22 protein-coding genes and 1 pseudogene are annotated in these 24,479 nt (G+C 69.1%); 8 read left to right on the top strand and 15 right to left on the bottom strand.

The annotated features are described in order from the left end of the window. The first annotated feature begins 646 nt into the window (after positions 1 to 646). The 4 genes and pseudogenes from OP79_RS34165 to OP79_RS57330 form a co-directional block, all read left to right on the top strand. Positions 647 to 955, top strand: coding sequence for a hypothetical protein (locus OP79_RS34165; protein WP_033325745.1), 309 nt, complete (start codon positions 647 to 649; stop codon positions 953 to 955). Between the two features lie 85 nt (positions 956 to 1,040). Next, positions 1,041 to 1,376 (top strand): hypothetical protein, encoded by a 336-nt coding sequence (locus tag OP79_RS34160; RefSeq protein WP_033325744.1) that lies wholly within the window; start codon positions 1,041 to 1,043, stop codon positions 1,374 to 1,376. A gap of 128 nt (positions 1,377 to 1,504) precedes the next feature. Next, positions 1,505 to 2,431: a transposase gene (locus OP79_RS58640; RefSeq protein ID WP_425428646.1), complete on the top strand. Its 927-nt coding sequence runs from the start codon at positions 1,505 to 1,507 to the stop codon at positions 2,429 to 2,431. Then, a pseudogene (locus OP79_RS57330) lies at positions 2,349 to 2,665 on the top strand (LLM class flavin-dependent oxidoreductase); the annotation flags it as partial. The gene OP79_RS58640 and the pseudogene OP79_RS57330, both read left to right, overlap by 83 nt. 67 nt (positions 2,666 to 2,732) lie before the next feature. On the opposite strand, the gene OP79_RS34150 reads toward OP79_RS57330, so the two are convergent. The 5 genes from OP79_RS34150 to OP79_RS56515 form a co-directional block, all read right to left on the bottom strand. Continuing rightward, positions 2,733 to 5,678, bottom strand: coding sequence for a glycosyl hydrolase 115 family protein (locus OP79_RS34150; RefSeq protein WP_078492185.1), 2,946 nt, complete (start codon positions 5,676 to 5,678; stop codon positions 2,733 to 2,735). Between the two features lie 550 nt (positions 5,679 to 6,228). Continuing rightward, entirely contained in the window at positions 6,229 to 6,453 is a 225-nt protein-coding gene (locus tag OP79_RS57325; protein WP_051745133.1) for a hypothetical protein, read from the bottom strand. A 532-nt stretch (positions 6,454 to 6,985) separates the two neighbouring features. After that, positions 6,986 to 7,780 carry a class I SAM-dependent methyltransferase gene (locus OP79_RS50675; protein WP_051745132.1) on the bottom strand — a complete coding sequence of 265 codons (795 nt, stop codon included), beginning with the start codon at positions 7,778 to 7,780 and terminating at the stop codon, positions 6,986 to 6,988. 2 nt (positions 7,781 to 7,782) lie between these two features. Further along, on the bottom strand, positions 7,783 to 8,853 hold the full coding sequence (locus OP79_RS34135; protein ID WP_033325743.1) for a hypothetical protein: 1,071 nt from the start codon (positions 8,851 to 8,853) through the stop codon (positions 7,783 to 7,785). 216 nt (positions 8,854 to 9,069) lie between these two features. After that, positions 9,070 to 9,201 (bottom strand): BBE domain-containing protein, encoded by a 132-nt coding sequence (locus tag OP79_RS56515; RefSeq protein ID WP_211270915.1) that lies wholly within the window; start codon positions 9,199 to 9,201, stop codon positions 9,070 to 9,072. 494 nt (positions 9,202 to 9,695) lie between these two features. Between OP79_RS56515 and OP79_RS34130 the strand changes: the two genes are divergently transcribed. Together OP79_RS34130 and OP79_RS34125 are read left to right on the top strand one after the other, a co-directional pair. Then, positions 9,696 to 10,790, top strand: coding sequence for a cytochrome P450 (locus tag OP79_RS34130; RefSeq protein ID WP_211270914.1), 1,095 nt, complete (start codon positions 9,696 to 9,698; stop codon positions 10,788 to 10,790). A gap of 518 nt (positions 10,791 to 11,308) precedes the next feature. After that, on the top strand, positions 11,309 to 11,692 hold the full coding sequence (locus OP79_RS34125) for a helix-turn-helix domain-containing protein (protein WP_245685547.1): 384 nt from the start codon (positions 11,309 to 11,311) through the stop codon (positions 11,690 to 11,692). A 130-nt stretch (positions 11,693 to 11,822) separates the two neighbouring features. On the opposite strand, the gene OP79_RS34120 is transcribed toward OP79_RS34125, so the two are convergent. From OP79_RS34120 to OP79_RS55475, 7 genes are all read right to left on the bottom strand, one after another. Then, positions 11,823 to 13,220: a trehalose-6-phosphate synthase gene (locus OP79_RS34120; RefSeq protein WP_157857405.1), complete on the bottom strand. Its 1,398-nt coding sequence runs from the start codon at positions 13,218 to 13,220 to the stop codon at positions 11,823 to 11,825. Beyond that, positions 13,217 to 14,488, bottom strand: coding sequence for an MFS transporter (locus OP79_RS34115; protein WP_157857404.1), 1,272 nt, complete (start codon positions 14,486 to 14,488; stop codon positions 13,217 to 13,219). Before OP79_RS34115 ends, OP79_RS34120 begins: the two co-directional genes overlap by 4 nt. Positions 14,489 to 14,514: 26 nt before the next feature. Continuing rightward, positions 14,515 to 15,288 carry a beta/alpha barrel domain-containing protein gene (locus OP79_RS34110; RefSeq protein ID WP_033325736.1) on the bottom strand — a complete coding sequence of 258 codons (774 nt, stop codon included), beginning with the start codon at positions 15,286 to 15,288 and terminating at the stop codon, positions 14,515 to 14,517. 246 nt (positions 15,289 to 15,534) lie between these two features. Then, on the bottom strand, positions 15,535 to 16,029 hold the full coding sequence (locus tag OP79_RS34105; protein ID WP_033325735.1) for a hypothetical protein: 495 nt from the start codon (positions 16,027 to 16,029) through the stop codon (positions 15,535 to 15,537). Next, entirely contained in the window at positions 16,026 to 16,523 is a 498-nt protein-coding gene (locus OP79_RS34100; protein WP_051745131.1) for a pyridoxamine 5'-phosphate oxidase family protein, read from the bottom strand. Before OP79_RS34100 ends, OP79_RS34105 begins: the two co-directional genes overlap by 4 nt. After that, positions 16,520 to 17,989: an MFS transporter gene (locus OP79_RS34095; protein WP_051745130.1), complete on the bottom strand. Its 1,470-nt coding sequence runs from the start codon at positions 17,987 to 17,989 to the stop codon at positions 16,520 to 16,522. Before OP79_RS34095 ends, OP79_RS34100 begins: the two co-directional genes overlap by 4 nt. Positions 17,990 to 18,106: 117 nt before the next feature. Continuing rightward, the gene (locus tag OP79_RS55475) at positions 18,107 to 18,280 is read right to left on the bottom strand and encodes a hypothetical protein (RefSeq protein WP_157857403.1); all 174 of its coding nucleotides are present in this window, start codon (positions 18,278 to 18,280) and stop codon (positions 18,107 to 18,109) included. A 297-nt stretch (positions 18,281 to 18,577) separates the two neighbouring features. On the opposite strand from OP79_RS55475, the gene OP79_RS34090 reads away from it, so the two are divergent. Then, positions 18,578 to 19,216, top strand: a complete 639-nt coding sequence (locus OP79_RS34090) for a TetR family transcriptional regulator (protein WP_051745129.1) — start codon at positions 18,578 to 18,580, stop codon at positions 19,214 to 19,216. Then, positions 19,197 to 20,114, top strand: a complete 918-nt coding sequence (locus OP79_RS34085) for an SDR family oxidoreductase (RefSeq protein WP_033325734.1) — start codon at positions 19,197 to 19,199, stop codon at positions 20,112 to 20,114. Before OP79_RS34090 ends, OP79_RS34085 begins: the two co-directional genes overlap by 20 nt. Before the next feature lie 39 nt (positions 20,115 to 20,153). On the opposite strand, the gene OP79_RS34080 is transcribed toward OP79_RS34085, so the two are convergent. Genes OP79_RS34080 through OP79_RS34070 form a run of 3 tightly spaced genes read right to left on the bottom strand, consistent with a single transcriptional unit; the run spans position 20,154 to position 24,446 of the window. After that, on the bottom strand, positions 20,154 to 21,365 hold the full coding sequence (locus OP79_RS34080) for an acyltransferase family protein (RefSeq protein ID WP_033325733.1): 1,212 nt from the start codon (positions 21,363 to 21,365) through the stop codon (positions 20,154 to 20,156). 3 nt (positions 21,366 to 21,368) lie between these two features. Next, positions 21,369 to 22,901 (bottom strand): FAD-binding oxidoreductase, encoded by a 1,533-nt coding sequence (locus OP79_RS34075; RefSeq protein ID WP_033325732.1) that lies wholly within the window; start codon positions 22,899 to 22,901, stop codon positions 21,369 to 21,371. A 36-nt stretch (positions 22,902 to 22,937) separates the two neighbouring features. Next, positions 22,938 to 24,446, bottom strand: a complete 1,509-nt coding sequence (locus OP79_RS34070; protein WP_157857402.1) for an FAD-dependent monooxygenase — start codon at positions 24,444 to 24,446, stop codon at positions 22,938 to 22,940. Between the last annotated feature and the right edge of the window lie 33 nt (positions 24,447 to 24,479).

Genomic DNA, 24,479 nt, shown 5'->3' with positions numbered 1-24,479 from the left:
CTCGAGCGGGTGTTGGTCGCAGGTTCGAGCCCTTGGCGGGGGACCAGACAGATGGGAACGGGTGTGAGCTGCGGTTTTCCGGTGGGCGGGTGACCGTGGAGGCCGTGCTTCCCATTCAGGGACGGTGACTTCGATAGCGCGGGTGATGAGTACGCCGAGGCTCTGACGCGGCTCCGGGCCCCCGATTCTGAGCGGACGCTGTCACGTTGGGTGATCTCGGGTGGGTGTAGCTCGTGTTGAGGGAAGCTGTCCCCACGGCGGACGGCCTCAACACAAGATCTTCCGGAACCCCTCCTATGATGTGGGCGTTGGCGAGAGCGCGGGCCTCGTCGGCCCAGGCGGCGAGATGGTGCAGGACGGCGGCTCGTTCGGTGAAGAGGCGGCGGGTGGTGTCGGTGGCCGGGTCCCTGTAGATGCTGGTGTCGGTGACTCGGGCGACCATGTCCGGGACGAGTCAGCCTCCTTTGCTGCGTTCAGCACCATGCCCAATCGCACCAGGCGGCGTTCGACGCGGATGCCGGACTCGCGCAGCCCGGGTACGTATCCGTCGAACGCGGCGGCGTCCAGCCCGGGTAAGTCTGCCGCCGGGCGGAGCAGGTTCAGGGCGAGGTTGCCCATGTCGCTGCCGTAGGGGACGTGCCCGGCCATGGACCAGTCGATCGCGGTGACGGGTGCGGATGTGCCGGTGGTCTCCGGGACGCCGAAGAGGTTGTCGGACCACGCATCGTTGTGGCAGGCGGTATGCGGTGATGCCTCCCACCAGCCGACGAAGCGCGGTGCCGTGGAGTTCGGGCTCCTCGGCGAGCAGGTAGCGGGCTTCGGGGAAGAGCGGGCGGGTGGGGTTGAAGACGGCGCGGGTGACCCAGGCGTCGAAGTCGTCCGGTCCGGCGGGGTGTCGCCCTGGGTGGCCTGTTGCGGAACGACCGGGAGGGGTCCCGGCATGCTCAAGCCGTGATCATGCCGCCGGGACGGGTCCCGAGTCGCGGGGGTTAGCGTTCGGTCCGCATCGATCCTTCTCCACTCAGAAGAGATGTGGTGACATGAAGTTCATGCTCTTCGCCGGGGTGCTGGTCACTGGCGTCGGTGTCTTCATGACGAGATTCCTGGAGGGCGCGACAGCCCACACCAACGGCCTTGCGCTGATGGGGATCGGCGTGATCCTGGTCCTCCGCTACCTGATCGGGCGGAACGCGCCCGCGGCGCTGCTCCTGTGGGCCCTCGGAGGCACCAGCCTCTACTGCATGTTCAGGTACACCGACCTGCCGCACACGCTCACCGACGGTGGTGGGCAGTGGATCGTGGGGAACCTGCTGATCGTGATCGCCGTGGCGGTGTACCTGCGGTCACGCAAGAAGTCACCGCCTCCGCAGAAGTGAACCCGTGTCGGTGGCCAGTTGGTTTTCCCCACCCACGGCCACCTGATGGGGAGTTATTTGGCCGCGAGCATCACTACAGTCAGTGACGAAAATCAGCGCGGCCTCTCGGGCCGTAACCCACACTCGACGTGTGGGACACCCGGGACGCCGAGCCCCTGACCGCCTGGCTGCGCGCGCATCCGGGCATCGAGGTGGTCTGTCGCGATGGCTCCCAGACCTACCGCAACGCCATCACCGCCGGCGCTCCCGACGCCGTCCAGGTCTCCGACCGCTTCCACCCTGTGGCAGGGGCTCGGCCGCAAGGTCTACGAGGTGGTCGCGGCCCACCGCCCCTGCCTGCCCGAACCCGCCACCGGCACACCGGCGACCCCCGTACCGGGCGGGCTGAGCGCCGCCCACGCGCGCCGCCTCCACATCGCGGTGCACGAACTGCTGGAACAGGGGATGGCGCTACGCGCCATCGCCCGCCATCTCGAGCTGGACCGCAACGCGGTGCGACGCTACGCTCGCGCGCCGACCTGGCAGCAGGCCGCGCCGACCTGGCCCAAGCGCACCGGCATTATCGCCCCGTACCAGAGCTTCCTGCATCGCCGCTGGGCCGAGGGGCAGCACAACATCGCCGCCCTGCACCGCGAGATCGCCGGGCAGGGCTTCTCGGGCAGCGAGGGAACGGTCCGCCTCTACGCGACCGATCATCAAGAGGTCCTGGACCTGGGTCTTCCCCTGCCCGCTCTGGAGCGCAGCCCCTTCGAGGTCTCCCGACTGCTGATGACCCGTCCGGAACGTCTCGACGACGATCAACGCGTCTTCCTCAAGAGCCTGCACGGGCGCTGCCCGGAGCTGAAGACTGTGCACGAACGCATCGGCACCTTCGCCGACGTCTTCGCCTCGCAGAACACCAAACGCCTCGACAACTGGATCTCCCAGGTCCGCCGCGACGGCATTCCCCAACTGGTCAGCTACACGAACGGACTGCTCAACGACCTCGACACCGCCCTGGCCGGCCGCGGCATCAGCGCCGCCGACGCACTGTCCGGCAGCATCGCCCTGGCTGAACTCGCCGAGAAGCGCGGCTTCACCCGCTACTGGGTGACCGAGCACCACTCCATGCCCGGCGTCTCCTCCTCCAGCCCCGCCGTCCTGCTGGCCCGGCTGACCGCCCACACCACGCGGCTGCGGCTCGGGGCGGGCGGAGTGATGCTGCCCAACCACCCCCCCCACTGACCGTCGCCGAGCAGTACGGCCTGCTCCAGGCCCTCGCCCCGAACCGGATCCACCTCGGTCTGGGCCCCGACGAGGCCGCCTCCTACCCCTACACCGCCTCCGAGCAACACGGCCGACCTTCCGCCGGAGCGCCTAATCCTGGCCCTGCTTCCCGGGCCCAGGCAGGTGCTGACGACGAAGGGCCGGACCGGAACCAGGATCGGGGTTATGGAAGCGGTGGTAGCTCTCCGGCGGTGCGAGGTAACTGTCGGGCAGGCCACCGGTGTTGACGACGATCTGGTCTACGGTGATCGCGGCGTCGGCCATGAATACGCGCAGGACGTGCTCACCGGGCTCGGTGACGGTCACCGTTGCGGTCAGTTTCTCGATGCCCTCCTCCACGTTGCGGGCCCAGGCGTCGCCCCGGTTGCCGGTGGCGACGGCCTGGCCCGACAGCACGGTCACCGGGCCGTCGTCGAGGCCGACGGCCACCCGGCGGTGTCCTCGCTCGTCAAGGGACGGAAGACGGAAGACGGTCACCGGGAACGTGCCGGTCCCGTCGAACCGCACCCGGTACCGCAACTCCGGTGCCCGCGTGGCGTGATCCGCGGTGACCGGGGCCGCGGTCGACGGCACCGTCTCCACCGCGGCCGAGTGCCGGCCGAGCCCCCGCACGGTCTGCCAGCGCGCGCCGCCGCGCCCCACCCTGCTGTCGAAGTGGGCGGCGACGATCGAGACGTATCCGTGCGACTCGACGTATCCACGAGCCCGCTCGCGCGCCCGCTCCCCGTCGGCCCGCACCCGCAGCGGTACGTCGATGCTCCGGCCGGCACCGGTGAAGGTCACCGTCGCCTCGTGCGAGCCCTCGGGGACCCGCGCCCAGTCGATCTCCACCCACACCCGCGTCTGGTCGGTGACCGTGCCGCCCGACGCGCTCAGCCGAATCCATGGACTGCTCACCGCCGCGCTCCAGTCGAACGGCACGAAACCGGTGTTGAACACGTCGGCGAAGCGCCGGTCCCGGGTGTAGGAGGAGAAGGAGAGCGGCCGGTCGGCCCCGGTGTCGTTTCCCTCGGCCGCCACTCCCAGCCCCGACGTTTCCTGCGCCGCGACCCTGGACACGGTGGGGCGGCCCGGCGCCTTCGGTATCTGCGAGGGATACGGGTTGACGATGCCGTCCCATTTGCCGTCGGCGATCTCGGTGTTGTAGCGCTTGGTGATCGCCTGTTCCTCGGCGTGGGCGGCCTCGGCCAGGTCCGCGAAGCGGTTGGTGCCGGCTCCCCGGCCCTGCCGGACGGCGAGCGCGTTGCGGTCTGCCCAGTAGAACTTCAGGTTCATCAAGTACGCGCCGTGGACGGGGTATTCGACCAGCTCGTAGAAGGCGTCCCGGTAGGCATCGGGCAGCTTGGCGCCGAGCGCCCGGGTCCGCTCCAGCAGGCTCTCGTACGCGGCTGTCCGCCGGCCCGCCTCATCGCCGTGCTGGACCGTCGAGAAGATGCCCCGGTCGATGAACTCCGGACGCCGCTCCGCCGCGAGGCGGTAGTACTCCGTACGGATCGCGGCGATCTCCCTGCCGTGGCGCCGCCCGAACTGCCGCCCGGCCCACTCGACCAGGAACTCCTCGACGTTGTCGGGCCCCCAGCGGTCCACGTCCCAGGCCATGTCCAGGCAGAACGACAGCCCGTTCTCGATCGACTTGATGTCGCCGACGTTGAAGATCCACATCCGGTCGGCCCGATGGTCGTAGACCCGGCGCAGTTCTTGCCACACCTTGCTCAACTGCGTGGTGTCCAGCCAGAGATAGCTCCTGGGGCGGCCCCAGTAGGAGAGGTGGTAGTAGATCCCGTTGCCGCCCGGGCGCCGCCGCTCCGCCTCGTCTGGCAGCTGCCGCATGTTGCCGTGGTTGTCGTCCGGCCAGATCAACGTGACGTCGTCGGGGACCTGGACCCCCGCGTTGTACAGCTCCAGGACCTCCTTGTACGGGATGAAGATCTGCGGCCTGACCTCGGCGCCGACCTCCTCGGCCAGGATCCGGCGCTGGTCCGCGATGATGTCGTTCATCACCACGACCTTCTCCGGAATCGTGGTGGCGTGGCGGGTCTCCAGCGCACTGTCGTGCAGACCGCGCATGCCGAGCGTCCAACTGCTCTCGTACGCGGCGTTCTGCCGTGCCCGGGCCCGCCAGTAGTCGGAGATGACGCCGGGGTTCACCGTGTAGTCGTACACCGGCAGGCTCCCGTCGGCGCCCCGGTGCTCCTCCGCCCAGGATTCCCACTCGTGTACGCCGTTGCGCAGCACGGCCTCCGGGTGGCTGGAGCCGACCACGATGCCGTAGCGGTCGGCCAGCTCGGGGTTCTCGCGGTGCTTGTTGAAGAAGTCGGAGTAGGGGTGCATGGCCGGCCACAGATAGTTGGCCTTGAGGCGGAGGAGTAACTCGAAGACGCGCTTGTACGTCTCGGGGCCGATGTTCTTGTCCGGCTCCTGCGTGCGGTGGGACCAAGTGGTCAGGTTCTGCTCGTCGTTGATGAAGATGCCCCGGTAACGGACGGACGGCTCGTACCGCTTGAGAGGGCCTGCCGGGACCGTCACGGTGTCGCGGTGCTCGACGGGCACGTCGGCCCACCAGTACCAGGGCGAGACGCCGATCCGTTCCGAGGTGTCGTAGATGCCGTAGACGGTGCCGCGCCGGTCGCTCCCCGCGATCACCAGGGCGCGTTTCACCCCCGGCAGCGGGCGTTCCACGACCTGGGTCACCGACGCCTCCCAGCGGCCCTTCACTCGGGAGATGTCCAGGCGTCTCTCCTTGATGAGCCGGTCGATGACCGGGCTCGCACCGATGGTGCCCATGAGGACCACGTGCTCGGCCTTCTTCGGCACGGTGTGCAGCAGCCGTGGCTTCGCCCCGCTGACCCGTTCCACGTCCGTCTGCAGGTCACCGGCCGTGCGGACGACGGCGGGGTCGTCCGCCGGGTCCACGAACAGATCGACGGCGACACCGCCGCGCACCAGGGGGAAGCCGGACCGGTCCGAGGAGGGTGCGGCATGGGCGGCCGCGGGAAGCACGCCGGGGAGCAAGGGGGCCACTCCGGCGGCCGCCATGCCCCGGAGGAACGACTTGCGGGTCCACGACTGCGGCTGTCCGTGCTGTGGCTGGCTGTGCGGCTCGTTGTGGGACGGTCTGTGCGGCTCGTTGTGCGAGTCGTTGTGCGGCACGCGGCACTACCTTTCCGATGCGCTGGCATGGTCAGGACAGAAAGCGCTTACCTGCCGCACTCTAAAGTCAGGCCCGACCGGGCGTCCAGGTACCGGCGTCCTCCTCCGGTGCGTGTGCGGTCTCTCGTAGGGCTTGGCCCGGTTGGTATGTGGGTTGGTATGTCGCGGTGGCAGGTGGGGCAGGCGCCGGCCCAGGTGGCGAGGAGGGTCTGCAGTTCGCGGACCACTTCGGTCGCATGACGTCGGAATATCTGCTGCCCTCTGCGCCGTCTCGGCGGCGCAGCAGTCCACGCCGTTCCGTGCGGCTGAGGTGGTGGGACAAGCGGCTCTTCTCCCAGCCGGTTTCCCTGGTGAGGGCGGCCGAGCCGGCGCGTCCCCTTGGTGCTTTGGAGAGCGGGCAGCTCCAGCGAGACGGGCTCGCCCCCGGCAGTTCGGCTCAGGTGCGGCGGGCGGCTGTGTAGGCGCGCTCCAGCTCTGCCGCCGCGGTCATGAAGCCTTCCTGCCCGGTCTTCTGGATCGCTTCCACGGCGATCTGCTCAAGGGTCATCCACACATCGGTGGCTGGCTGGCGCATCGCTTCTCCCTTCTCGGAGAGGGAGACGATCATGGCCCTGCGGTCGTTGGAGGACGGCTCACGGGTGAGCAGGCCGGCATCCTCCATCCGCCTGATCGACCGGGACACCGTCGAGTGCTCCAGAGCTTCGCGTCCGGATGGGCAGTGCATCAAGACGTTGAACGCCGTGCACAGGCGCTGTGCACGCCGGAGGGGGTGCGGGCGGGCGCTGCCGGGTCCGGGCTCCCCCTTGTCGGCGCGATACATGGGAACGCGGAGAGCCGCTGGCCCATGGGGGTGAGCTGGTCATCGAGGCGGTGATTCAGCTCAAGGGGTAAGGCCGCTGGCCGCAGGTTCGAGTCCTAGGCAGGAGCCGCAATCATGGGCCGGCCGTGCTACACCCGCTTGACGTGCGGGAATTCGCTCGTCGTGACGATGTCGGCACATCTGCCGAAGACACGTGTCGGCTGACGCGGTGATCGAACGTCTGTGACGCGCAGATTGGAACCCTCTGTGGGGAACATGGAGCGTGGAAACAAGAGAAGCCACTGGTCAGGTCGCGTCCCGACAGAGTCCTATGGCATCGCCGACCCGTGTCCAGCCGGGGTCCGCAGATCATCGGCCGATCACTCCGCGCGGCCTACGACGCCTCTCCCGCCGGAACCGACGCGGTAACCGCGAACGCGACGCTGTAAGTGAGGGTGTCCGGACGGTCCAGGTGCTCCATGAACAGGGCGAAAAACTCCTCGGCCGCCTCGCTGCTGCCCAGGGCGGCGGTGGCTGTGGGCTTCGCAATGTCGAATTTCAGCTGCCACTGGCTGCGCTGCCGCGGGTCGATGGCGCCCGCGATCAGGTGGTAGGGCTCGACCGCGACGTCGATGTCGCGCAGCCCGCAGCGGACGGCAGCTGTATAGAGCTTGCGTCCTACCTGCCAGTCGAAGCCCTGCTCGCCGGTGCCTGCGAGGACCTTGGACAGCAGGGTCTGGAGCCGGTCGTCGATCGGATGGTTCCAGTTGAGCTGACCATCGAGTTCGTACAGAACGATCTTGCCGCCTGGTCGTGTGACCCGGGCGAGCTCGTGGATCGCCGCCGCCAGATCCGGCACGAACTGCAGCATCAGGCGGCAGTAGCTGAAATCGAAGGAGTCGTCGGGGAACGGCAGATGCCGGACGTCGGCCTCGACGGCAGTGCCTTTGTCGCCGAGGTTGCGCCGGGCTTCGGCGACCCGGTGGCTGCCGATGTCCGCGCCGGTGACGGTGATGCCCATGCCACGGTCGGCGACGGTGCGGGCGATGGTGCCCGGTCCGCAGCCGGCGTCGAGGACGTCCATCCCGGGTTTGAGATGTTCGTCGATCCAGTCGCCGACCCACCGGTCCGGGGTGACCTTCTCGCTGAGGCGGCGGGCTTCGCGCGGGTCTTCCATGAGATAACGCATCTTCAGGCATCCTGTCGTTGTTGCTGGTTCCGGTCGAGGTAGGAGTCGCAAACGGCTTGGCAGGCGTGCCGGAAGCCCGCTCGCGTGGTGATCATTTCGACGTATCCACGGGTGCGGTGCAGGCCGAGGCCGTCAAGGATGTGCCTGCTGCGGGGATGGGACATGACCGGAATGGGGGAGTCTGGGAAGTCCTGGTAGACCTCGCGTGCGCGGTGCAGCAGCGCCGCCGCCGTCCGGCGCTGCACTGCCTGGTCCGCAGTGTGGTCCAGGATGAGGTCACACTTGTTCTCCAGCAGCGAGGGGCTGACCCCGAACGCGCCGCGCTGACAGACGGCGATACCGACGAGCCGGGAACGGGCGTAGGCGACGAGCGGCACCTGGTAGCGGAACAGTCCGCAGCGGCCCCAGGTGCGGTTGAACTCATTGCACCGGGGGTCGGGTCCGGTGAGGTGTCCGGCGGCGGCGAACAGCGGTCCGTGCGAATCGGCGATGAGACGCAGTTGGTCATCGGTCAGCGTGCCGTGCACCGGCTCGATGTCGATCCCGGCGGAGGGGGTGTCACCGCTGGGCCGGTACGGGCAGTAGTCCAGGGGTACAGCAGCGGTGTTGTCGTGGTCCAGGGCCACCCGCCGTCCGAAGTCAGCCGCAACGGGGTGCTCGGGCCGGTACCAGCTCGAACGGTACTGCGCTCCGATGCCCCAAAGATGTCGGTACGCGGCGACGACCGCGGCACGAGTGGCGTAGGGGTTCTTGCCGTTGGAGACCAACGACTGCATGGCGTGGGTTTCTTCCGCAGCGCGCCACATGGAGATCGCCGCCCACGCTCCCCGGTCGTCGGAGCAGGTGACGACGGTGAACAGGTCATCGGGGCTGCGCAGCGCGCGGTCCCAATTGGAGCGGATGAGTTCCAGATGGTTCCCGAGCATTTTCAGCTTCTGCTCGTAGAGCAGACCTGCCTCCTTGTACATCTCGAGCAGCTCGGTCCCGTCGATCTCGTTCACGGCGATCCGGTAGCCGGTCAACAGATGCGCGAATTCCGGGAGCGCGGTCTTGGGGTCGTCGTGGCGAATCATGTGGTCGGACCTCCGTTTTCCCGTACGTGAGGGCAGCTACGTTCCTTCAGGGCGTGGAAGATGAGTCCGCCGAGAGGTAGTCGGGTGGGGAGCCGTCGGCGGCCCGCACCCGGGAATGCGCTCGGACAGCACCTCCGGCGCGCCCCGCTCCGGCAGCCGGGCCAATGGTGCGCTGAGCTGGAAGTGGGCGCTCTGCCCGAACCGGAGCGGGGTGTGTCAGGGGATCGCCTGGGCGAAACGGCAGAAGTGGTGGGGGTCGTAAGCGCGGCGGACCGCACGCAGGCGTGGCAGGTTCTCGGCGTAGTAGGCCGGCTCCCACGAGGCCGTGCCTGCCTCAGCCGCTCCCACGGCACCCGGCTCTCTGTGGCAGTCACGGCGCGCCACTCCTCGCGGCCGCTGTCCCGAGGACCGCGGTACCCGTTCCCAAGCGCAGTACCGAGCGCCGATCGAGCATGGACACCCCCAGGACGCGGTTCGCCGGATTACGGACAGTTCTAGTGGCCAGCCCGTCCAATGGCATCTCTTTCTGTCAGGGAGCGGAAAGAATTCCAGCGCTGCTTATAAGATCTTGAGAGCTTCGTACGAGTTGGGAAGAAAGAGTCCCCGCAAAGGCCGGCTGTGCCTGCCATGTACCAGCTTTCGTGACGCACGCGTGCTGATGAACCGGACGCGGGCGCGCGGCCGGCCGTGACGGAGCAGGGGCGGTGGCCTCGGGCGCCGATGGCTGAGGAGTATGTTCCGTGGATACGTTCAAAGCGCCGTCTTATCCGTTCACTTCTTGTCCCGCGCTTGATATAGCGCCGGAGTATGAGCCGTTGCGGCGCGACCATCCTGTTCAGCGCGTGACGCTGCCATTCGGCGGTCAGGCGTGGCTGGTGACGCGGCATGATGACGTGCGGTCGATTCTTTCGGACGGCCGGTTCAGCCGAGCCTCCTCGATCGGGCCGGACTCACCGCGCTTTTTCGCGCAGCCGGTCGCCGAGGGGCTCGGTTATCTCGACCCACCGGAACACACCAGGCTGCGCGCCCTGCTGAACCGTTCGTTCACCCCGCATCGCGTGGAGAAGTTCCGCCCCCGAATCCAGGAGCTCGTGGACGAGCTGCTGGAACGCGCGCCGGCCGGTGCGGGAGCCGTGGTCGACCTCACGACCGAGTTCGCCCAGCCGCTCGCCGGTCAGGTGGTGTGCGAGTTCACCGGCGTGCCGTACACCGACAGGGGCAGGTTCGAGCCCTTGTTCGCCGCGGTCGTCTCCACTACCGCGTACCCCCCTGAGGAGATCGCCGCCGCGGTCGAGGGGGTCAAGAGTTATTTCATCGAGCTGGTCGCCCGGGAGCGCGAGGCGCCGACGGAGTCGTTCTTCGGCGCCCTGGTGCGGCAGAACGACGCAGCGGGCAGCCTGTCCGACGAAGCCCTCGCCAACCTCGGGTTCGGGGTGGTCATCGCGGGTTACGAGACGACCTCCTCCCAGCTGTGCAACTTCGTCTATCTCCTGCTGACCCACCCGGATCAACTGGCCGGCCTGCGGGCGGACCCCGAGGGAGTGCCGAGGGCAGTGGAGGAACTGCTCCGGTTCACCCCCCTGCTGTCGTACGGCGGAAACCCCGTGGTGGCGACGGAGGATGTCGAGATCGCCGGTCAGCTGATCCGGGCGGGCGAGACGGTCGTGCCCTCCAACAACGCCGCCAACCGGGACGAGCGGGTCTTCACCGCTCCCGATCAGCTGGACCTGTCGCGTGACCACAACCCCCATCTCACCTTTCACCACGGTCCGCACTACTGCCTGGGGGCCCAGTTGGCCAGGGCCGAGTTGCAGATCGCACTGGAGGCGTTGATCACCCGGCGCCCTCGGATGGAGCTCGCGGTACCAGCAGACGAGATGGCCTGGGCTACCGGCTCCGTCATGCGCAAGGCGGCGACGCTGCCGGTGCGCTGGTAGGCGGGGCGCCCGGCGCGGGCCCGGGCAAGACATGCGTCAGAGCCCCTTGGCAACTGGCAACGAAGAGTGCTTCACTACCGAACGGCGGTTATTGATTGGACGTTCAGAAACCCGCGGATGTCAACGTGCCGACGCATGCGACATGCGGGGGCTGCGGCCGCGGGTCGTGTGCCGTCCGACGGGGCACACGTGCTCTGCGCGGCCGCCGGTACCGCGGGAGTCGGCGATCACCTACGGGAAGACCATGAAGTTACCGGCGCGTTTGAGGGCGTCACGCCCGGAGTTGGCCATTACTGCTCTTTCCTCACCTTATCGACAAGCGTGGAATGACACGGAATCCCAGCAAGGGTACTTGGAGAAAGGGAGATTGATTCGTGCGGCAGGGTCAAACAGAAATGGCGGAGGTCCAGTTTGTGCGGTGGCCAGTCGATTCTGCGAAGAGAAGCAGGTGTGAGCGGCAAGGGCTGTTACGGCTGTTAATCATCGAGGGAGGAGCGCCCGCACCGGTATGCCGTGATGTGCGCGAGGACTGGGTTCGAGCACCCATAAGCCGCGAGGACCTGCGCGCCCGAGTCGCGGCCCTGCGTGCCAGGTCATTTCCGTACACCAGGCCTCGCGTCGACCTCAACGGCTCGCTGAAATATCGGGACCGGCTGATTTCCGTGTCGCCTGTGGAGTCGGCGTTACTGGAAATTCTCACCGCCGGGTTCCGCAAGCTCTCCACCAGAAATGAGCTCGTCGAATGTCTGGTCGAGCAGCGGGCGTGTAGCAGCCGGAATGCACTCGACCTTCACATCATGCGGATACGGCGACGTATTCGCCCGCTGGGGCTGGTGATACGCACCGCGTGGGGGCGGGGATACATCCTGGAGCCGAACGATGGGCCGGCCGGGGAGGACTGAGGTCCTCCCGGTTGGCGGATGGGTCGGGGCGGTGTGTCATGGGGCGTCGCCGAGGCCCTACCCGTGTGATTCCCAACGGCCCCGAGCTCCGCTGGGAATCACATGGCCCGGGAGCCCAGATCAGCACAGGTCACAGAAGGAAGACGGCCCGGAGCCAGTCCTCCGGGGACTCCGACCGCAGCAGCATGCGCCGCGCGTGAGCCGTCCCGGCACCGGGGCCGCCGCCGACGCTCAGGGACTCCTCCATGGCCCGGCTCGTCTGGTCCAGGTCGAACGGGTCGATGGTGCGGGCGAGCGGGCCGAGTTGTTCGTGCACGCCGGCATTGGCGGAAAGGAGCAATTCAGCGCTGTCGTCGAGCAGGTATGCCGCCTCCTTCGCGAACAAGTTCAGGCCGTCGTAGGTCGAGTTGACGACTGCGGCGCTGCTCATGCGCAAGGCGGCGACGACACAGTTGCGCGAATCCCGGCCCTTGCCCGGGTGGATGAGCGTGACCGCCTCCTTTTCCGGCCGCCCGAAGCGCTCGTTGATGCGGCGGACCGCCGCCTCGCTCGCCTGTTGGTAGGCGAGGTGCCGCTCGGCGGCGCGGCTGGGTGGGGTGGCCACCGCCGCGAACCAGCATTCCTCCGCCATCCGTGGGTTGCGCTCAAGAGCGGCCGCGTAGGCGGCGAACCCCCGGGGGATGTTCTTCCACAGGTCGATCCGGTCGGCCCTGACCATCGTGCGCCGGCCGGCCGCCATGCCCTCCAGACGCTCCGTCCAGCGGCGGGTCGCCGACTCGTCGGCCATCGTGTCCAGGACGCCGACGTCCAGAGGAAACGGCGCGGACACCACGTGGGTGACGTGCTCCCGGTAGGTGACGGTGTCGGCGTCCACCCGGGCGTGCGGCAGAAACCGCTCACAGCAGGCGAGGAAGGCATCCGACCAGCGTCGGGCGTGGAACCCCACGACGTCGCAGTTCAGGAGGGACTCCAGGAGCCGGGTGCGGATGCGCTCCGGGAGGACGGTGAAGTAGTCCGGTTCGCACCAAGGGGTGCCCAGGAAATAGGTGAGCCTGCTGCGCCGGGTCAGCTGCTGCGAGGCGAAGAACTCGGGCACCAGCATGAGGTGCGGGTCATTGAGGAGGACGAGCTCGTCCGCGGTGTTCGCGGACCGCTCGGCGAGCTGCTTCGCGTACAACCGGTTCACGGCCTCGTATCCGGCCCAGCCCTCCCACAGTGAGTTGTCGAAGAGGGGCTCGACCGAGGTGTCGTGCAGGTAATGCAGCAGCCCGAGCAGCAGGTTGATGGAGATCGTGTCGTAGTGCCGGTGCCGCAGCTCCTCGTCCAGTTGCACCGGATGCAGGACGATGCCGCCGTCCAGGGTCACTGGCCCGGCTGTCTCCACACCCGGGGGAGCGGTGAAGATCCATTCGCCGCCGTATGTGTTGAGCAGGTCGATGAGCATGGGCACGAGGCCACCAGGGGAGCGCGGGCTGAGCCGCCTGCCTTCCCACTGCGGACAACTGTTGCTGCAGGTCAGTATCTTCACATCGACGTCCTTTGTATGGGGTCTCTCCGGTCGGCCGGGACCCGGCGTAGCTCGGCTGTGGCAAGCAGCGTCAGGGCCCCGGCGCACACGCCCAGCAGGGGCAGGGCCCACACGGCGGGAACCGCGGCCACGAGCGGGGCGGCGACAACGGCGGCGGCCCCCATCGTCGCTTCGCCGATGCCTTCGGCATGAGTGCGCACGGACTCCGGGGCCGATTCGGTGAGCAGTGCGCTGGCACCCACCACGCCGGCGTTCCAGCCCAGGCCGGCCAGCACGAGATAGACGGTGGTCATAGGCGTCGCCCCGCCGTCGCCGAAGGCCCCCAGCACACAGGCGCCCAGCGAAACGACGGCGCCGGCGAGCACAACGGGTACGGGACCGTGCTGATCGGCCAGTCGGCCGGTGACCGGAGCGACCGCGAACATCCCGACGACGTGCAGCGCCACCAGGAACCCGACGATCCCGTGGCCGGCGCCGTGCCGGTCGAGGTGGACCGGCACGATCGTCATGATGCCCACCATGACGAAGTTCGCCCCTGCCAGCGCGCACAGGGCGACCGCCGTGGCCCGGGTGCGCAGTGCCTCCTGGAGCCGGAGCCCGCCGGGGGTGCCTCGGGTGCCGGCGGTGAGTACACGCGCGGCCCGCCCGAGGAGCGGAACGCGTGGTGTGGTGCCGGCGGCGAGCAGCAGGGCGGAGAGGCTGAACGCGGCCAGGGCGACGAGGTACGGGCCGGCAAGCGCGGGGAATCCGGCGGCGCGCGCTACCGAGCTGCTGGGTCCGAACAGCAGTGGGCTCAGCACCGCGCCGAACGCGGTCGCGAAGAACACCGTGCCCAGGGCCTGCCCGCGGCTGCCGTCCGGCACCGCCTGCGCGGCGGCGTAACGGACCAGGAAAATGGAGGAGTTGGCCGTGCCCAGGAGCGTGCTGCCGGCGAGCATCAGCGGCAGACTGCCCCGCGCCGCCGCGAGGACGACGATCGCGGCGCCGACGGCGCCGATGAGCAGGCCGAGCGCCAGCCCGCGCCCCCGGTGACCGAGGCTCCCCTGATGCGATACCAGGAGAGCGCCGACAGCGGAGCCGCTGAGGTGCAGCGCCACCGGCAGCCCCGCTACGGCAGGGGTGTCGGCCAGATCCGTGGCCAGGAGCGTTCCGGCGGTCCCGCCGGCCGCCAGCCCGAGGGCGGCCAGGGCGGTGGCGCCGGCGAGGAACCCCGGAACGCCCCGCCACGGGCGGCTTCGCTCGGGCACGAGCGCGGCACTGTCCGGCATGGACGCGACGTCCCCCGGGGCGGCCATCAAACGGCCACGGCCTCGGGCATCGGCCCCGACTCGTAGGCGAGCCTTCCCGCCGTCGCCGCGTACCTCATGCTGAGCGCCATCTTCATGGGATCTTTGGCCTGCACCAAAGCGGTGTTGACGAGCGTGGCGGCGGCACCCATCTCCATCGCGAGGGCCACATGCTTGGCGCTGCCGAGGCCGCCTTCCACGATGACCGGGATGCTCGCCGCATCGATGATCTCCTGGATGGGGCCGGGATCGGCGATGCCGCGGCCCGAGCCCACGGGCGACGCCATGACCCGCAGGGCCTCGCAGCCAGCCGCCTGCAGGGCCATGGCCATCTCCACGTCGGGCAGGATGAACGGCATCAGTGCCCAGCCGTCCGCGCGGAGTTCGTGGGCCGCTTCCAGGGTCTGCCGGTTGTCCGGCACGTTGTTCTCTCCCCGCACATCCAGCTTCAGGATGCGGATGCCCAGAGAGTCGCGCAGGATCGCCGCTGTACGCAGCGCGCTGTCCTTGGAACGGGAGAACGAGGTGGTTCCTATCCAGACGAACCGGTCCAGGTCGATCGCGTTGTCGAGATCGGACAGCAAAAGGCTGCTGCGCCGGTTGTCGGGGTCGACGGTGGTGATGAAGACGTCAGCTCCGGTGATCGTGAGTACGTCGCGCACTACCGAGACCGAGTCGTACTGCTCAATGCCGACGATGAGCCGTGACCGGAAGGTGTGTTCGCCGATCGTCAGCCAAGGGTCGCCGGGGGGTGGGGAGAAGCTGGAGCGATGAGTGGTCAAGGGATATTCCCATCAGTCCGTGAGAAGTGTGAAGATGCGAGACTGCTGCCCCGTCACGTGGTTGCAACATTGCACAGCGGAATACAGGGCATGTCATCGAATCTTTCCGTCTCCTTTCCGGCTTTCTTTCTCGGTCGCGGCGGAGTGGTGGATTCCATGCCGGCAGACGAAAACGCTAACGGCCCGCCCCGGAGGATTCCGGGGCGGGCCGTTGAGGCTGCGGCGTGAATGCGCGGGGCGGCGCGCTCAGCGTGTTCGCGGCTCAGCCCTGACTTTGGCGATGATCCGTTCAAGGGCTTCCCAGTCGACCTGCGGGGGCTGAAGGGAGTGCCGCTCGAGGTAGGCGTCGGAGCGCCGGTTGAACGTGCGGAACAGGGCCTCCACATCGACGGGCTCGAGCCCGACGACCACGGGCGGAGCAGTCGGCCTGAAGACCGCCCCGGGCTCGTGCCGGCCCTCCTTCTGCTCCAGCGTGCCGTGCAGCATCACCGACCGTTGGTCCTCCAGGGATTCGTCGTGGTGATGCCACAGCAGCGACGCGGGCACCCGGCCCGGCGGGGCTCCGGGCCCGGACGGGAGCGTCTTGAGGAGGAAGGACTCTCCCGTCCAGCGCGCACCGCACCGGATGCTGAAGGGCAGGCCCTCGGCGTCCAGGAAACTGAGCACGGGGTTCGCGGACTGCCCACCGAAATGGGCGAGCAGGTCAGCGATCCGGTCATCTCCGTCGGCATTGAGGGTCACAGCACACGCTCCACTTCTTGTTCTCCCGGTTTGCCCCATAAGGCCCATATCTTCTGCGGTCGGACAGTGATCCGGGCCCGCCAGTACGTCCGCACCCGGGTGTCGACCAGCCGCTCGTCCGGGTCGAAGACCAGGTCCTGGGACGACGGCTTCTTGCGGAAGAGCTCTTCCCAGAAGTCCTCCATGCCCGCAGCTCCGTAGACCTTGTCGTCGACCGTCGCGGCTCCTTGCACCAGCACGGCGGGCGGATCGGTCAGCCCGGTCCCAACGAATTCCGTGAAGGACAGGGAGATGCGCGGATCACGCTGAATTCGATACAGCTTGCTGGGAATGATGATGCCGCTGCTGAGGATGAAATCGCCGTGGTCGGGCCGCCACAGATGCAGCAAGGGGATGGTGATCGGCCGTTTCTCCTTACGGGTCAGCGTAGTGGCCTCACAAGTGAGGGTCCGCGCGAATACCTCACGCACGTGGTCCGGCAGGGGTTGTTTCACGAATCCTCCGTGGTCCGGCCCTTTCGGGCGGTCAGCGGTTCGGATATTCCGTCCGTCTCGTCAGTGCCGTCGTCGGACTGGTCGTTCTTTTCTGGTGGAGGCGCCGCGCAGGCGAGCAGCGCGGCCACCAGAGCTGCACCCGCCCCAGCGAGGTAGCCGAGGGAGAAGTCGCCGAGACCCCCCAGCGCACCGAGGGTCGCGATGGAGGCGAGCACGGCGAGGCCGGACGCCGAGCCGAGCTCCTGAGCGGTGTTGATCAGGCCCGAGGCGCGGCCGCTCTCCTCCTCGGGCACGGCGGTGGCGAGGGAGAACGACGGCGCGTAGGCGAGGCCGTTGCCGGCCGCGACCAGGACCAGCCCCGGCAGGATTCCGGTCCAGTAGTCGCCACTGCCGCTCGCGGTGAAGACCAGGATGAGGAGCCCAACCGCGGAGACAAGAGATCCGGCGCCCAGGAGCCGACGCGCTCCGACCCGTTCGACGAGCGCGCCCGCCTTCGGTGACAGTGCCAATACGACGAGGGTGATCGGCGCGAAGCCGAAGCCGGTCTGCAGTGGCCCGTACCCCATCTCGGTCTGCATCGTCAGCGTCGTGAAGTACAGCGCCGACGTGGTGGCGCTCGCGTTGAGCATCAGCACCAGATTGGCGACGGCGACGTTGCGCCGCATGAGCAGCCCGCCGGGCAGCACCGGTTCGGTGGCGCGCCGCTCGGTCATCACCAGAGCGACCGCCAGCAGCCCCAGGACGAGCACGCCGGACACCGTCATCCAGCTCTCGCCGCCGGAGACATCCGCGAGCAGCACGCTGGCGCCGCCGAGCGTGACGGCCAGCAGGATCGCGCCCCGTACGTCGAGACCTTCGGCCGACCGCCCGGGTTCCCGGCGGCGGCCGGGCGGGGCCGGCAGCATCATCACGGCGGCGGTGACGACGGCGATGCCGATCGGGCCGTTGATCAGGAAAACCCCGCGCCATCCGACGTACTCGGTCACCACGCCGCCGAGGAGTTGGCCGGCGATCGCTCCCGCGGAGCCCACGGCGGCCCAGATTCCCAGCGCGCGGTTGCGCAGCTCACCCTCGCGGAAGCTGCTGACCAGCAGGGCCATGGCATTGGGCGAGACCATGGCGGCGCCGACGCCCTGGCCGGCCCTGGCGGCGAAGAGCTGCCAACCTTCCTGGGCGAGCCCGCAGCACAGCGACATCAAGGTGAAGACCACGAGCCCGGTGATGAGCATCGGCCGCCGGCCGAAGAGGTCGCCGGCCCGCCCGGCGACGATCAGCAGGCTGCCGAAGGCGACGGTGTAGGCGACGCTGGTCAGCTGCAGAAAGCTGTCCGGCACGTCGAGTGCGCTGCGTATCGACGGCACGGCGACGTTCACGACGACGACGTCGACGATCAGGATGAACTGGGCTGAGCACAGTAACCACAGCAGTGCCAGCTCCTTGCGCTGCCAGGTGGCCTTGGAGGTCATGGCCGCTCCCTTGTTTCTGAATGCTCATTCAGAATAGGTGGTATGGCGGTCGGCCGGAACCGTGCAAGGCGATACGCCGTGCGAACCGCCGCTGCCCGCACCGCTGTTGGGCTGGGCTCAGTCCGGCAGCGTGCGCGTATCCGGCACGGGAGTCCATAGGCCGGCCATGCGCTCGTAGTGCCACCGCGGGCCGCTGCGGACCAGCGCGTCCACGGCGGCCACCAACCGGTCGACCTCCTCACCCGTGGTACCGATGCCGAAGCCGGCGCGCACGGCACCCGTCGCGGGCATGCCGAGCCCGCACCCGTGTCGGTCCAGTGCTTTTCGAGCAGCACGTCGTCCTGAAGGGCCAAGTGGTGGGTGGCTAGGCGTTCGGGGTGTGCCATCAGGGTCCCGCTGACGTACGGGGCAACGCCCATGGCGCATCCCATCGCTCGACTCCGGCTCGGACTCGTGCGTTCGAAAGGGTAGGGAGCGAGAAGCGGAGACGGTGGTTCCCTGTCAGGGATCTTGCAGGTTTGCCGAAAGAGCCTGGGAAGCTTGCCGGACACTGGCCCTGCGGTTTCTGAATCGTGATTCAATGACGTCATGGCACGCCCAAAGAAGATCACCGATGGCCAGTTGCTCGCTTCGTGCGGGCAGGCCATCGGCCGGTACGGGCCCGGCTTCACCCTGGCGCAGGTGGCTGTGGCGGCCGGCGTGGCCACTGGCACCGTCGCCGGGCGGTTCGGTTCGAAGCACGGGCTGCTCGTGGCGCTGATGGACAGCGGCACCGCTGTGCTGGCCCAGCGAATGCAGGACGTCGTCCGAGCTCATGACGACCCGGTTGCCGCCCTTCGGGCAGCGGTGCTCGTCATGGGCGAGGGCGTCGGTGACCCGGCGACGGCCCGCAACCACCTGGCCCAACTCGGCACGGACCTGGCCGATCCTGTGCTCCAGCAGCGCTTCGCGCTGCAGCGGGCGCTGGTCAGAAACGTGCTGTGTGAACTCGTGGAGGCCGCCGCCCTGCCGCTCGCCCCGCCCGCTCCGCAGGCCGCAGCGATCCTGGCCGCTCTGGCGAACGGTCTCGTGCAGGACTGGGCACTCCTGATGGACGGACAGCTCGAAGAGCGGCTGCGTAGCGACCTGGATGCCGTGTTGCGCTCTTGGCAGGGAGGTCCGGGTGCGGACCCGGAGCCCCGGGAGCACGGAAGGGAGATGGCACACCATGACGTTGCCGCTGAGTGAGAATGTGGCCGTGGTGGCCGGGGCGACCCGGGGCTGCGGCCGGGGCATCGCGGTGGAACTCGGCGCGTTGGGCGCGCGGGTGCTGGTGGCGGGTCGCAGCACGCGCGGGCGGCCCAGCGAGATGGGGCGCGCGGAGACGATCGAGGAGACGGCCGAGCTGGTCACCGAGGCCGGCGGGGACGGCATCCCGGTCCGCTGCGACTTCCTGCTCCAGGACGACGTGGACGCCCTGCGGGACCGAGTCGTCGACGAGTGCGGCGGCCGCCTCGACATCCTGATCGACGACGTGTGGGGCGGTGACTCGCTGGTCGAGTTCGACGGTGCGTTCTGGCAGCAGGATCTGGAGCGGTCCCTGCGTCTGTGGCGGAACGGCCTGGAGACCCATCTGCGGGCCCTGCACACGCTGCTGCCGCTGCTGACCGCCTCGCCGGGAGGCCTGGTCGTGGAGGTGACCGACGGGGTGGCGGACGGGAACTCCGGATCGCTCGTCTACGACCAGGTGAAGGCGGGGGTCCGCCGACTCGCCTGCGGGCTCGCGGAGCAGCTGCCCGAGTACGGGGCCACCGCGCTCGCGGTGACTCCGGGCTTCCTGCGCTCCGAGGCCATGCTCGACCACTTCGGCGTGACGGAACAGACGTGGAGGGACGGTATCGGCAAGGACACTCACTTCCGGCTCTCCGAGACGCCGCGCTACCTCGGCCGCGGTGTCGCGAGGCTCGCGGCTGACCCGGACCGCGAGCGGTGGAACGGCCAGGTGCTCACCTCTCGCGCGCTGTCGGACGCCTATCAGACGACCGACACTGACGGCTCCCGGCCCGACTGGCCGCGCTGGATGAAGGAGGTCGTCGCCGGGGGCGTCGACCCGGACATGGTGGACGTAGCCCGATACCGCGGGTGACTGGCCGACCGGCCGCACGGCGGTCAACAGGCCCTGTCCTCAGGCCCGGGTGACCGCCGTCCGCCCGAGCCGGCGCCGCAGCCGCATGGCGGGCCGTTCGATGACGTAGTGGCAGACCGTGGCCGCGAGGATCGCGCTGCTGAGCACGAGGGTCAGCAGTGGCCAGAACCCGGCCGTGGCGAAGGGCGTGCCGCTCCACGCGTCATAGGCGTCGAGCACGAACAGGTGCGCCAGGAACACCCCGAAGGAGACGCGCCCCAGGAACCGAGTCACCGGGTGGGTCAGCACGCCGAGCAGCGTCGACTTCGTGGGCCGCGTCGTCGTGAACGGGACGATCAGGAGCATGCTCGTGGCCAGATAGCACCCCTTGATCGCCAAGGCGTGCGCCACGGATGGGTAGTCGACAGTCCGGCTGCCGGTCAGCGGCGAGCAGGCCACGGCGTAGGCGGTGGCGGCCAGCCCCCAGGACGCCGCCGGGTGCTCCACAAGCCAGTCGTACGGCCGCCACACCCGCAACTCCCCCTGACGGCAGGCCGAGAGCATCGCGGCCGCCATCCCCGCCGCGAAGTACACGAGGTATTCGGGCAGCCACAGAGACTCCATCGGGTACGCGCCCAGGGCCGGCCCGTGCGAGTACACCGTGTACGCGACGCTGAGCCCCGCCACCACAGCCAGGTTCCACAGCACCCGCCGGGCCCGTGCGACCGGGTCGTGCCGGCGGCGCGCGCTACGGGCGAGCAGGGCGGCGGCAAGCGGCAGCAGGAGATAGAAGGAGATCTCCACGGCCAGGCTCCAGGTGTGTCCCATGCCAGCGGGTAGCACGTCCTGCTGGTAGATGTGCAGCAGCAGCACCGGACGGACGACATCCCACACTCCGTGCAGCGCCTCACGGTTGAGTAGCGGCAGGGACAGCCCGACGAGCACCCAGTAGGCGGGCAGCACGCGCAGAGCGCGCCGCCACAGATACGGACCTGTGGCGGGCGGCGCGGCGTTCGCGCGGGTGGCCAGGGCGAAGGGGCGGTACAGCAGCGCGCCAGAGAGCACGAAGAACACCGGCAGCCCGACTTCGGCCCGGGCCAGCACCGGCCCGAAGAAGGGGTTGCCGCGCTGCTGCCACTGGGACGAGCCAACCTGCCCGGAGTACACCCCCACGTGGTAGATGAGTACGAGCAGCGCCGCGACGCCGCGGAGCCCCTCGATGCCGGGCAGGTGGTGGCCCTGCGGGCGCTGGCCCGCTGTTGGCGGCGCCATGGCTCATCTGCCGACGCTCTGACCGAAGCGGAAGAACCCATGCGGGTCGTACGCCTGTTTCACCTGGGTGAGGCGGGCGTAGTTCTCGCCGTAATAGGCGGTGCGCCAGTCAGCGAGGTGTGGGTCAGGGAAGTTGATGTAGTTCTCCGGGATGGCGTACCGGTCGCAGACCTCGAACCCCTTGTCGCCCCAGGCCTGCGCGGCCGCGCGCTGGTCGGAGCCCGGCTCGTTCTCGTTGAGGCCGACGGTGTAGCCGATGTAGTACTGCGCGGTGCGGTGCGCGTACGCAGTCGCGGTGCGCGGCACCTCGTTCGCCGCCCCGCCCAGGGCGAAGAAGGTGAGGTAGCGGAACTGCTCGGCGCGGCGGTCCGCGTCAAAGGCGGCGATGAGCTCCTCGATCGCGGTGCGGGACAGCGGCCCGTCGGCGAACCTGCCGCGGTCGACGGCGAAGTGGAAGCGGGGCAGCTTGGCCTCGGGGCTGTACCCGACGAGGTGGCATTCCTCCACGGTGCTGTCCTCGCAGCCGTAGTACTGCATCGACGCCTCCCGGTAGGGCCGTTCGGAGACGTCCTCGGTCGCGGGCTTGATGCCGACCGCGGACAACAGCCCCTCGCGCGCCTTCCGGAACTCCTGCTCCGTTCCCAGGTACGCGCCCTGGACATGCACCTGGGGAACGGCTCCCGGTTCGGCCTTCTCCAGGAACATCACCAGCGTCGAGCCCCAGGCGTTGGGCGCTTCCGGAAGCCAGCGCAGATAGGCCTCGGTGAGGTCCAAGACGTACTCCCATTTCCAGGCCAGGGTGAAGTTGACCAGGGTGGGGATCGACACGGGCGCGACGCGGAACTCTGTGACGACGCCGAAGTTGCCGCCGCCGCCACCGCGCAGCGCCCAGAACAGGTCCGGCTCCGACTCGGGCGAGGCCGTGACGATCCGGCCATCGGCGAGCACCACCTGTGCGGCGCGCAGGTGGTCCGCGCCCAGCCCGTACTTCCGTGTGGCCCAGCCGATCCCGCCGCCGAGGATGTAGCCGCCGGGGCAGACACTGGGGCACAGACCCGAGATCGTCTGGAGGCCGTGCGGGGCGAGCTTGTCGACCACGTCCACGGCCTGGGCGCCGGGCCCGAGCCGGACCGAGCCGTGATCGGGACGCACCCCGTTCATCCGCGACAGGTCCACGATCAGGCCGGGCGTGGTGGACCAGCCGGCGAAGTTGTGGCCGCCGCTGCGCGGGGCGAACGGCAGCTCGTTGTCCTGGGCGAATCGCAGGCAGGTGGCCACGTCAGCGGGGGAGGTGCAGTAGGCCACGCCCTGCGGGTTCACGGAGTTGAACTGGCCGAGGACCATTTCCTTGGCGCCCTCGTAGCCGCGTTCCCCGGACAGGATCAGCGACCCGCGCAACTCGCGGCGCAGTTTCTCCCACGCCGGGGGCCTGGTGCGCGGCTGGTGGCCCGGGAAGGGCGCGGCCGCGACGGTGCCGAGGGCCGCCGTCGCGGCGGCACCGGTTCCAAGACGGAGGAGTGAGCGTCGATCCAGCACTGGGCCTTCCTTACGTCGTAGGGCGCACCTGCTCGGTCACGCCAAGGGGTTGTCGGCCGGCCCGCACCATCGGGTCGCGGCCGCGTGCAGGAGCGGGATGTCGCCGCCTGCTCCCGCCCAGGCCACATAGCCGTCGGGGCGTGCCAGCACGAGCTCAGGCAGCCGCCTGCGAGCGGGGGCGTTGCCGTGGGCCGCGCGCACCCGGTCGGGCCACAGCTGCCGCACCAGCTCCGCGCCGCGCCCCTCGGCGGTCTGGTCGAGGAGCACGAAACGCTGATCGCGGAAGAGCTCGAAGAGTCGGGCGTCCCGCAGGTCAGGGCCGTGCAGGGTGGTGTCGGGAAGTCGGGTGCCGGTGAGCCGGTGCGTGGGTCCGGCCTCCCGGGGCGGCCGGTAGCGCAGCGTGAAGTTGGCGAACTCTTTCAGCACGGGTATCTGCAGCGGCTTGATCCGCACGGACTTCATGAAAAGGCGGCGCGCGAGGCGGGAGGGCAGGTTGTCGGCGATCTCGAAGCGGAAGGCCACGTCGGTCTTGCGCAAGGTGGCCTCGGCGATGGGCCGCCGCTCCTTCTCGTAGCTGTCCAGGAGCCATTCGGGCGCCCGGCCCCGCATCTCGGAGATCAGCTTCCACGCCAGGTTCATCGCGTCCTGGATGCCGACCTGGAGCCCTTGGCCGCCGGACGGGATGTGGGTGTGGGCCGCGTCGCCTGCGAGCAGCACCCGGCCCGCCCGGTAGCGGTCGGCGTGCCGCTGTGAGCTGCGGAAACGGGACATCCAGACGGGGTCGTACGGCTGCGGGTCGAGGCCGAGGATGCCCTGGATGCTCTCCGTCGCCTCCGCGAGGGTCACGGGCTGCTCGACCGGGATGTCCATCCGTTGCCGGTCGAGGATGATGAGCCGGAATGTGCCGTCGCCGAAGGGGTAGACGGCCACCATGCCGCGGCGGGTGATCCGCGCGTGCACCTCGGACTTCGGCGGCTTGCGCAGCGGGGCGTCGACGATGACGAGGGATTTGTCGTAGACGCGTCCGGGGAAGCCGATGCCGACGCTGTCCCGCACGGTGCTGCGCACGCCGTCGCAGCCCACCACCCAGTCCGCCGCCTCCTCCCAGTCGCGGTCCGGGCCGCGCACCTGCACGTGGACCGTCTCCGGGTCCTGGCGCACTCCGGTGATCTCCGCGTTGCGCACGATCTCGGCACCTGCCTCCACGGCGCGCTTCTCCAGCAGTTCCTCGGTCTTCGACTGCGGCAGGATGAGGATGTACGGGAACGGGGTGTCGAGCAGGCCGTAGTCCAGGTGGCCGCGCAGGTCGCCCAGAGGTGGGTGCATGCACGGCAGCCCCGCCTCCAGGAATGGGTCCATGGCGCCGCGCATGTCGAGCAGTTCCATGGTGCGGGGCATGAGTCCGAAGGCCCGGGACCAGGGCACGCGCTCGCGGCGCCTCTCCAGCACGCGGCACCGGATGCCGGCGTGGGCGAGCTCGGCTGCGAGCGTGAGCCCGGTGGGGCCGGCTCCCGAGACGATGACCATCGGGGTTGTCTTGTGCACGGTGTGCCTCCAGCCTCGTGGACGGTCGGGCGA

The sequence above is a fragment of the Streptomyces yerevanensis genome, assembly GCF_000716805.1.
GTDB classification, from domain to species: domain Bacteria; phylum Actinomycetota; class Actinomycetes; order Streptomycetales; family Streptomycetaceae; genus Streptomyces; species Streptomyces flaveus.
Note: the sequence above shows the minus strand (reverse complement) of the source record. Positions and strands in the feature narration are given on the sequence as shown.

Coding starts and splice junctions, on each gene's coding strand:
- OP79_RS34165 (WP_033325745.1), top strand. CDS start 647: ATGGACCAGTCGATCGCGGTGACGGGTGCGGATGTGCCGGTGGTCTCC.
- OP79_RS34160 (WP_033325744.1), top strand. CDS start 1,041: ATGAAGTTCATGCTCTTCGCCGGGGTGCTGGTCACTGGCGTCGGTGTC.
- OP79_RS34150 (WP_078492185.1), bottom strand. CDS start 5,678: ATGGCGGCCGCCGGAGTGGCCCCCTTGCTCCCCGGCGTGCTTCCCGCG.
- OP79_RS57325 (WP_051745133.1), bottom strand. CDS start 6,453: ATGGAGGATGCCGGCCTGCTCACCCGTGAGCCGTCCTCCAACGACCGC.
- OP79_RS50675 (WP_051745132.1), bottom strand. CDS start 7,780: ATGCGTTATCTCATGGAAGACCCGCGCGAAGCCCGCCGCCTCAGCGAG.
- OP79_RS34135 (WP_033325743.1), bottom strand. CDS start 8,853: ATGATTCGCCACGACGACCCCAAGACCGCGCTCCCGGAATTCGCGCAT.
- OP79_RS34115 (WP_157857404.1), bottom strand. CDS start 14,488: ATGCCGGACAGTGCCGCGCTCGTGCCCGAGCGAAGCCGCCCGTGGCGG.
- OP79_RS34095 (WP_051745130.1), bottom strand. CDS start 17,989: ATGACCTCCAAGGCCACCTGGCAGCGCAAGGAGCTGGCACTGCTGTGG.
- OP79_RS55475 (WP_157857403.1), bottom strand. CDS start 18,280: ATGCCCGCGACGGGTGCCGTGCGCGCCGGCTTCGGCATCGGTACCACG.
- OP79_RS34090 (WP_051745129.1), top strand. CDS start 18,578: ATGGCACGCCCAAAGAAGATCACCGATGGCCAGTTGCTCGCTTCGTGC.
- OP79_RS34085 (WP_033325734.1), top strand. CDS start 19,197: ATGACGTTGCCGCTGAGTGAGAATGTGGCCGTGGTGGCCGGGGCGACC.
- OP79_RS34080 (WP_033325733.1), bottom strand. CDS start 21,365: ATGGCGCCGCCAACAGCGGGCCAGCGCCCGCAGGGCCACCACCTGCCC.